Here is a 7,377-nt window from a genome sequence, read left to right as displayed (position 1 = left end):
CGTTCCACCGTCGCACCAGCTCCGCGTTCATCTCTTCCACGGTCGCGAACGGGCGGTCGGCGAGTTCGCTGATCCGTGCGTGGCTGAAGTGCTGGTCCGAGGTGACGAAGTCCACCTGGTCGAAGTCAAACCACGGATACTGGCTCACACCGGCCTCCTTCGATGAGCGTGGCCCTCGAGAAATCTAGGGATATCTATCGTTTCGCTAGACGGGTGTAGATGTTCCTAGAGATCATCGAGGTCGACCCCGAAGCGCGCCGCCAGATCCTCGAGCGGTTCACCGCTCATGCCATCCCGCTCACGCACCACCCGCTCGACCTCGCGGTCGTCGATTGCTTCGACCAGCTCCTCGAGTACTCGGTCGATGTCGCCGCCGTTCGCCGCGGCGACTCGCGCCACTTCCCTTGCCGCGTCAGCGAGCGTGTAGAGCCGCTCCCACGGGTGGTCTCCGTGACGGGCGATCGCGACGGTCTCACGAGTGTAGGAGCGTTCGTCCCCGGCGACGAGCCAGCGTTCCTCGCCCTCAGCGGTGATGAAGAAATCGACCACACACTCACCGCACGGCATCTTGTAGACACCCGGTTCGGTGGGCGCCGCCTCGGTCGCACGCGTGATCATCTCGCGGATGACGCCTTCCCAATCGAACGCCGGTTCATCGTCGCCCATGCTGACCTCCCGAAGTAGAACAGAGAAGTGTCTCACTTCGGCACCGCGGCGTCTAGGGCTCAGCCCCGTCGCGTTCGCGCATCAGTTCGCTTGACCACCGATGGTCTACCCGAGCTGGTGGGCAAGAATCACAGCCTGCACGCGGTCGCGGACGCCGAGCTTGGCGAAGATTCGGTTGATATGCGTCTTCACCGTTGCGGGTGAGAGATGCAGTGCCTGGCTGATCTCGCCGTTGGAGAGGCCGAGCGCGATCGCGTTGAAAACGTCGCGTTCTCGGGGGGACAGAACCGAGAGGCCCTGTCCGCCCGGGACGGGCTGGTCGCGGCCGGTGTAGGCGTCGATGAGCTGCCGTGTGATGCGGGGCGTCACGATGGCATCGCCTCGAGCGACGACGCGTACGGCGTCCACGAGTTCTTGGTGTGTCGCAGTTTTGACGAGGAACGCACTCGCCCCCGCGCGGAGTGCCCCGAAGGCGTACTCGTCCAAGTCGAACGTCGTGAGTACGATCACGCGGCTCCGCAGCCCGCCGTCGACAATTGCGCGGGTGGCGTGGATACCGTCTTGGCGCGCTGTGGGTGACGGAACGCCGCACCCGACTGTCGGCCGGCTATCTCGACCGGCGGTTCGCGGAGCTGCGGGACGAGGCCGGCTTGTCAAAGGCCCTGACTCTGCACAGCCTCCGGCATTCGTACGTGACGCACCTGCTCGAGTTCGGCTACGCCGACCGATTCGTCCAGGAGCAGGTCGGGCACATGCATGCTTCGACGACCTCGATCTACGCCTCCGTCAGCTCGGACTTCAAGAACCGGGTACTCGCGGACGCATTGAAGGCCCTCATCGAAGGAGAAGCAGATGACCGTTGAGCTCGAGACCGCATGGAGCCTCCGCAGCGTGATGGCCTCGCGCGGGATCTTCCAGACCTCCAAGCTGAAGCCGTTGCTCGAGGAGCGGGGCGTCGACCTGTCCCGGGAACAGGTGTACCGACTGGTGACGCAAGCACCGCAGCGGGTTCGCATCGACGTGCTCGCCGCGCTGTGCGACGCGTTGGAGTGCTCGCTCGACGACCTCGTGCAGGTCACCCGCCGGGAGGCTGCGGCCCCGGTCGCGGTGGGTGAAGAGGCGACGCGGGGTGCGATCGGCGATCTGCGGCCCGTGCGGGCCACGATCCGTCGCCCGCGCTCGAAGTAGGCCGCGGTGGCGAAGCCTCCGCAGGAGCCCAGGGTTGCTGAGGTCGCCGGGCTCGTCCACGCGATCGCGCCGGAGATCCCGGTGGAGCGCCTTGTTGAGATCGTGGCTGAAGTCGCACCCGTGCCGCTCACCCAACGGCGTCTCGAACTCGCACTCCTCAAACAACCTGGAGTCCTCGAAGGGCGACACCGGAACGTACCGGTGACGGTGCAGGATCTGGCCCACGCTCTCGTGAACGAGGGTGCCGGGCGGGTCGTCTTGCCTACATGCGATTCCTGTGGACGTGCCGTTCGGATGCCTCACAAGACGCAGACCGGCGGTCGCCACTGCTCGCGCTGTGAACGGAATGCCCGATCGGTCGCGTGTGCCAGATGCGGACGAGTTCAGCCCGTGCAGCGCACCGTCGATGGGCAACGGTTCTGCCGGGACTGCTGGCGAGCCGATCCGCGGTCGTTCGGCGACTGCTCGCGATGCGGGCAGAACGCCACGATTATCGTCCGTCGCCCCGCGCTCGTCTGTCTCGCGTGCTACACCGCGCCGGTCAAGATGTGCGAGCTCTGCGGGGAGCCGGGCCGCGTAGCGACGCACCTGGACGGCCGACGGGTCTGCGCCCGCTTCTACTACGCGATGCGACGCCCCCAGCCGTGCCCGGAGTGCGGGCGGAAGGTGTTCCTCACTGGCTTCATGAATGGGCACAAGGTCTGCGCCGAGTGCGCAGGAGCTCCCGTGACGATGGCATGCCCGGGATGCGGGACGATCGAAGAGGTGCGCAAGCACCGGCTATGCGTAGAGTGCCGGCGACCTATCGCCATCCAGCAACTGCTTGCTGACGACAGCGGAGAGATCCGCCCCGAGCTGCACCCGCTCGCGGAGTATCTGGTGACGCACCACGGCAGTGCGATCTCCCTCGAGCGGTGGCTGTACAAGAGCCGCTGTGCGGTCGTCCTCCGTGAGCTCGCCGATGGCGCGCTGCCCCTCACCGCGGACGCGATCATGACCAGAGCGCACGCCGGCCAGTCCGTGGCATTCCTGCTCTCGCTCCTCATCCGCTCAGGCGTGCTGCCCGATTTCGACATCCAAGCGGCGAGGTTCGAGCACTGGTTCCAACGGTGGCTTCCGACCGTCCCCCATCCCGAGGACCGGCTCCTCCTACGGCGGTACTGCACCTGGGAGCTGCTGCCGTCGGGCAGATCACTCAGGGGCAGACCAGCTACGGCCGTCCGATCCGGCTCCACCTATCAGAAGGTGCGTGCGGCGCTGAAGCGGTGCGCGGCCCTCCTGCAGCAGATCCGCGCGAGCGGCGAAACGCTGACGACATACCCGCAGCGATCTCTCGACGGCTTCCTCACCGGTTCGCCCTCACAACGGGATGCCCTCGCGCCGTTCACCCGGTGGCTGCGACGGCACCGCCTGAGCCGCCTCCGGGTCGAGTTCCGCAGCCATCGCCTCGAAGGGCGCGACTACGCCGCCGACCATCGGTGGACGATGGCACGCGCGTTCATCACGCGAGACGACATGGATCCCGTGACGCGAGTCAGCGGATTGCTCGTCCTGTTCTACGGGCTCCACCTGACCCGCATCGCAGCGATCACCCGCGCACAAGTCGATACGACCGCGCGCCCCATGACGCTGACGGTCGGAACTGAACCGATCGAGCTGCCCGAAGTCCTCGCCGAAGCAATGGTCCAGCTGCTCGACGGCAACCGCTCCGACACTTGGCTCTTCCCGGGCAGGAACCCGGGCCGACCGATCACCCCCGGGCCGCTCAGCCGTCGACTCCGTCAAGAAGGACTCCTCGCCGGCAGCGCTCGTGTCACCGCGCTGATGGACCTCACCCGACAACTGCATCCTCGAATCGTGTCCGACCTGCTCGGCATCACGGCGTCATCAGCTGCCGCCTGGGCACGCCTCTCCGGGGGCGAATGGTCCGACTATCCCGCGCTGCGCTCAACCTCGACCTGAGCACCAATGGCCTCCCGCTACGCTTGCGCCTCCAGTGGGACTGCCTGAATTATCGGACAGACCCCCGGACTTGGCTACAGATAGCGGCAGACCTGATCCGAGCTGCACGTGTCGGGCTCGACGGTCTCGGCCTGGTCGCGGAGCCCGGCGAGGGTGTCGCGCAGGTCGTGGAGCTGCCTGAGCTGCTGGTCGATATCGGTGAGGCGTGCGTCGAGGAGGTCGCGGACGTGGCTGCAGGGCGCTTGGCCGTGGTCGCGGATGTGGAGGATCTGCTGGATCTGGGCGAGGGTGAGTCCAGCGGCTTGGCCGCGGTGGATGAAGTCGATTCGGGCGATGGTCTCGGCGGTGTAGTTGCGGTAGCCGCTGGGCGTGCGCCCGGCCGGCGGCAGGAGCCCCTGGTCCTCGTAGAACCGCAACGTCTTCGCCGTGGTGCCGGCCGCGTCGGCGAGCTCTCCGATCCGCATTCCCCGCCCCCCCTTTTCGCTGGTCGCAAATTTCGTGCTTGACCTTCCCCTGTGGTGGAAGGTTCATGATGAGTGTATCAGCGGGATGTTCCAAGATGCCCAGGGAGGAATAAGGATGCCATCGAGGTTTGATCTGGCCGTGATTGGGTCGGGTGGCGCGGCATTCGCCGCGGCGATCCGCGCCACCACACTGGGAAAGTCGGTGGTGATGATCGAGCGCGGCACGTTGGGCGGCACGTGCGTGAACACGGGGTGCGTTCCGTCCAAGGCGCTGCTCGCGGCCGCCGAGGCCCGCCACGTGGCCGCGGATGCGGGCTCCCGGTTCCCGGGGATCGCCGCCACCGCTGGCCCGGTAGACATGCACGGGCTGGTGGGTGGCAAGCAGGACCTGGTCGAGGCGATGCGGAGTGAGAAGTACATCGACGTGGCAGAAGCCTACGGCTGGCCGGTCCGCCAGGGCGAGGCGGCGTTCGCCGGCACGCCGGATGCGTCGGTCCTCGAGGTCACCGCCGCGGACGGCACCGTCGAAACCATCGAGGCCGCCCACTACCTCATCGCCACAGGCTCCCGCCCGTGGGCTCCTGCCATCGAGGGGCTGGACGGCGTCGACTTTCTCACCTCGACGTCGGCGATGGAGCTGTCCGAGGTGCCTGACTCGCTGCTGGTGCTCGGCGGGGGCTATGTGGCGCTGGAGATGGCACAGTTGTTCGCCCGGCTCGGCTCGAAGGTGACTCTGCTGGTGAGGTCCCGGCTGGCGTCGAAGGAGGAGCCGGAAGTCTCCAAGGCGTTGCAGGAAATCTTCGCCGACGAGGGCATCCGAGTGGTCCGCCGCGCCATCCCCACCCGCGTCACCCGCGACCCGGGCACCGGCCAGATCGTCGCCGCGGCCGAGGTCTCGGGCGGCGTGCAGGAGTTCCGTGCCGACGAGATCCTCGTCGCGCTCGGCCGCGCCCCGGTCACCGACGGGCTCAACCTCGAGACCGTGCAAGTGAAGACCGGCGCGGCCGGGGAGGTCGTGGTCACCGACCAGTTGCAGTCCTCCAACCCTCGCGTCTGGGCGGCTGGGGATGTCACCGGGCACCCCGAGTTCGTCTACGTCGCAGCCCGGCACGGCACGTTGGTCGCCGAGAACGCCTTCACTGACGCCAGCACGTCGGTCGACTACACGCGGATGCCGCGGGTCACATTCACGAGCCCTGCCGTCGGCGCGGTCGGGATGACCGAGAAGGAGGTCATCGCGGCCGGGATCCGCTGCGACTGCCGTGTCCTGCCACTGGAGTACGTGCCCCGCGCGCTGGTGAACCGGGACACCCGCGGGTTCATCAAGATGGTCGCCAACGCGGACACCGGCGAGATCCTCGGCCTGACCGCGGTCGCCAAGGACGCCGGCGAACTCGCCGCCGCAGGTGTCCACATCCTCGGCAAGACCATCACCGAGGTCGCCGACGCGTGGGCCCCGTACCTGACCACGGCCGAAGGCATCCGGATCGTAGCCAAGGCCTTCACCACCGATGTGTCGATGCTGTCCTGCTGCGCCTGACCGCGCGCCAGACAGCGGATCCACCCCATCAGAAACTGGAGCCTCGCCCGCTCCTCGATCGGCCCGCCCGGGTCGAATCGATCTCCCCGGCCACCGGCGACACGATCCGCGTCACCGTCGACTCGACCGCCGGTGTCACTAGCGTGGAACCGGCGACCGCGGTGGTGTCCTTGGTCAGCCCCGAGGCCATGCACTCGATTCGCTCCTCGTTCTGCAACCAGGTCCACTACTTCGCTTCCCGCGAGGACGCCGCCGGATGGCTCACGGAACACCCGATGGCCCAAATCCTCACGGTCGCCGATGCCTTCGAGGTTGGCAGCACCCTGATCACCGAGATGCTCGAGCGCCCCCGGACCGGTGCCGACGAACTGTCTGGAAGCTGCTGCGGTCCCGAGACCTGCTGCTGAGACGGCACCACGAGAGGACAGAACACCAATGCCTCCCAACCAGGACGACCAGCGAGGCGGCCGTGGCCTGCTCCTTGGGGCCGTCGCCGCACTGCTCGTGGTCGGCTGCTGCGCCCTCCTTCCACTTCTCGTCGTCGGAGGCACGATCACAGGGATCGGCACCCTCCTCCGCAACCCGTGGGTGATCACGGGCGGTGCCGCACTCCTGATCCTCGCGGTGGTTGCAAGCATCGTGATGACAGCGCGTGCCAGGCGACACCGCCGCGAAAACGACCCCGACTGCTGCCCGCCCCTTCGCCCGACCATAACGAAGACAGACCCGAGGCGAAGGGAAACCGGAACCAAATGATCATGGCCATTAGACCCCGGCATACGGCCCGCCCGATAGGCCCCTAGCCAGCAGGCAAGTCGCCGATCAACGCGCGCGAACTCTGATGTGAAATCTAAAGGTCATCCGCATGGTCCCGGATCAAGCCGTCACGCGGCGGCGACGTCCTGCGCGGTCACGTGCTTGCCTTCCGCGTCGACGCGGCGCGCAGGCCGTTGAGGATCACGATCACCTCGGCGATCTCGTGCACCAGCACCACCGCCGCAAGCCCCAGGACGCCAAAGAGGGCGAGCGGGAGCAGGGCGGTGATGATCAGCAGCGACAGGATGATGTTCTGGTTGATGATGTGCCGCCCCCGACGGGCATGGGCGAACGCGCGCGGGAGAAGCCGCAGATCGTGACCGGTGAAGGCCACGTCGGCCGACTCGATCGCGGCGTCGGAGCCCGTCGCGCCCATCGCGATCCCGATGTCCGCGGCGGCCAGCGCAGGGGCGTCGTTGATGCCGTCGCCGATCATCGCGACCGGCCCCTTCGCACCGAGCTCTGCGATCGCGGCGGCCTTGTCTTCGGGGCGCAGCTCGGCGCGGACGTCATCGATCCCTGCATGCGCAGCGAGGGCGCGGGCGGTGCGGGCGTTGTCGCCGGTGAGCATGGTCACCCCGATGCCCTGGGTCGCGAGGGTGCGGACCACTTCAGGGACCTCGGGGCGCAGCTCGTCGCGGACGCCGATCGCGGCGACCGGCTCGCCGTCGCGGTGGACGATCACGACCGTCATGCCCTGCTCCTCCAGCCCCGCGACCTGGTCGCCGAGGAATCCGGCGT

The 7,377-nt window shown here is 67.6% G+C and carries 9 protein-coding genes; 5 read left to right on the top strand and 4 right to left on the bottom strand.

Annotated features, from left to right (window positions below):
• Nucleotides 1-225: 225 nt before the first annotated feature.
• A complete protein-coding gene (locus WBP48_RS09575; RefSeq protein WP_424439484.1) occupies nt 226-666 on the bottom strand; it encodes a zinc ABC transporter ATPase in 441 nt (146 codons plus the stop codon).
• A gap of 105 nt (nt 667-771) precedes the next feature.
• On the bottom strand, nt 772-1,176 hold the full coding sequence (locus WBP48_RS09570) for a response regulator transcription factor (RefSeq protein ID WP_051498749.1): 405 nt from the start codon (nt 1,174-1,176) through the stop codon (nt 772-774).
• Nucleotides 1,177-1,241: 65 nt separating this feature from the next.
• Here WBP48_RS09570 and WBP48_RS09565 point away from each other — a divergent pair, with 65 nt between their 5' ends.
• The 3 genes from WBP48_RS09565 to WBP48_RS09555 all read left to right on the top strand — a co-directional run bounded on the left by WBP48_RS09565 (nt 1,242) and on the right by WBP48_RS09555 (nt 3,816).
• On the top strand, nt 1,242-1,529 hold the full coding sequence (locus WBP48_RS09565) for a tyrosine-type recombinase/integrase (protein ID WP_051498748.1): 288 nt from the start codon (nt 1,242-1,244) through the stop codon (nt 1,527-1,529).
• Nucleotides 1,519-1,854 (top strand): helix-turn-helix domain-containing protein, encoded by a 336-nt coding sequence (locus WBP48_RS09560; protein WP_060960789.1) that lies wholly within the window; start codon nt 1,519-1,521, stop codon nt 1,852-1,854. The genes WBP48_RS09565 and WBP48_RS09560 overlap by 11 nt, the downstream gene beginning before the upstream one ends.
• 732 nt (nt 1,855-2,586) lie before the next feature.
• Nucleotides 2,587-3,816, top strand: a complete 1,230-nt coding sequence (locus WBP48_RS09555) for a hypothetical protein (RefSeq protein WP_424439487.1) — start codon at nt 2,587-2,589, stop codon at nt 3,814-3,816.
• Between the two features lie 74 nt (nt 3,817-3,890).
• Here the strand turns inward: WBP48_RS09555 and WBP48_RS09550 are convergent, their stop codons facing one another.
• A complete protein-coding gene (locus WBP48_RS09550; RefSeq protein WP_347418120.1) occupies nt 3,891-4,280 on the bottom strand; it encodes a heavy metal-responsive transcriptional regulator in 390 nt (129 codons plus the stop codon).
• 115 nt (nt 4,281-4,395) lie between these two features.
• On the opposite strand from WBP48_RS09550, the gene merA reads away from it, so the two are divergent.
• Nucleotides 4,396-5,820 (top strand): mercury(II) reductase, encoded by a 1,425-nt coding sequence (merA, locus tag WBP48_RS09545; protein ID WP_036286088.1) that lies wholly within the window; start codon nt 4,396-4,398, stop codon nt 5,818-5,820.
• Entirely contained in the window at nt 5,730-6,227 is a 498-nt protein-coding gene (merB, locus tag WBP48_RS09540) for an organomercurial lyase (protein ID WP_424439477.1), read from the top strand. Before merA ends, merB begins: the two co-directional genes overlap by 91 nt.
• Nucleotides 6,228-6,730: 503 nt before the next feature.
• Here merB and WBP48_RS09535 read toward each other — a convergent pair.
• Nucleotides 6,731-7,377: HAD-IC family P-type ATPase (locus tag WBP48_RS09535; RefSeq protein ID WP_424439474.1), on the bottom strand; the 647-nt coding region annotated here is incomplete at its 5' end.

Origin of the sequence: Microbacterium sp. (assembly GCF_049661145.1) — a bacterium.
Classification (GTDB): Bacteria; Actinomycetota; Actinomycetes; order Actinomycetales; family Microbacteriaceae; genus Microbacterium.
This window is presented reverse-complemented; position numbering and strand designations above follow the sequence as displayed.